Annotated in this window: 1 protein-coding gene; it reads left to right on the top strand. The window is 48.0% G+C overall.

Translation table 11 applies throughout. The features are described 5' to 3' along the window. The first annotated feature begins 330 nt into the window (after nt 1–330). Entirely contained in the window at nt 331–762 is a 432-nt protein-coding gene (locus tag BG32_RS08390) for a hypothetical protein (RefSeq protein WP_006490234.1), read from the top strand. Nucleotides 763–935: the final 173 nt, after the last annotated feature.

Genomic DNA, 935 nt, shown 5'->3' with positions numbered 1-935 from the left:
GTTTTTCCTGTAACCTGAATGCGCAGCGTCGGAACGAAGAACTGCTCTTCGCTCTGGAACGAACAAAAGGTTTTTTTATTCGGAGAACGGATAACCATTCAGCGGTGATCCTTTTTCACTCGCTCTTACCAACCTGCAACCACCAACCCCCAACCTCGTCGTTTATTCTTGCATCTTGCAACTGATATTTTGCTCTTACGAACCCGCAACCACCAACCCCCAACCCCGGTTTCCACGTTTCTAAGCAAACTCTAAGGTTTTGCTAAGCTGACTCTAAGAAATGGACCTTAGACTGAGAATATACCGAAAATCAGATGGAGGTGAAAGCAGATGAAGAAAGTAGTACTGATTACGATAGCGCTTCTCTTGATCGGCGGAATGACTTTGGCTGTTGGTTACGGTGCAAGGCAGATGAAGAGAGTTCAGGATGTGGCGGCATGTGAGAACTTCGTGGACGAAGACGGAGACGGAGTAAACGATAACTGCCCGGTTGACGGTGAAAAGGTCTACATGAACAGAAGAGGACCGGCCGGAAAAGAAGTTGAAGGCGGCTTCGGCACAAGAACAATGCAGAGGCTTCAGGATCCTACAACCTGTGAGAACTTTGTGGACGCAAATGAAGACGGCATCAACGACAACTGCCCGAACGGCGGCAAAAGACTTATGGAAAACAAGAGCGCACAGGACGGAACGGGATACAGATACGGCGCTTCTGGCGAAAGAGGCCCCGGACGCGGTAAAGGCTTCGGAAAGACAAGATAACCCCATCCTCCAAAGATCTAGATAGGGCCCTATATGGGCCCTTTTTCTTGCAATCAAAAGCTAATTCTTCAGAAGTGCTTTATTCAAGATACTTCTGCCCAGAAAACCATGCCTTCAAGAACTTATCCGTCTCGAACAAAGTTGCATGAACGTTTCGCTTTCGGAAGCATCTC

This window comes from Mesotoga sp. HF07.pep.5.2.highcov (assembly GCF_003666285.1).
GTDB classification, from domain to species: domain Bacteria; phylum Thermotogota; class Thermotogae; order Petrotogales; family Kosmotogaceae; genus Mesotoga; species Mesotoga prima.
Note: the sequence above shows the minus strand (reverse complement) of the source record. Positions and strands in the feature narration are given on the sequence as shown.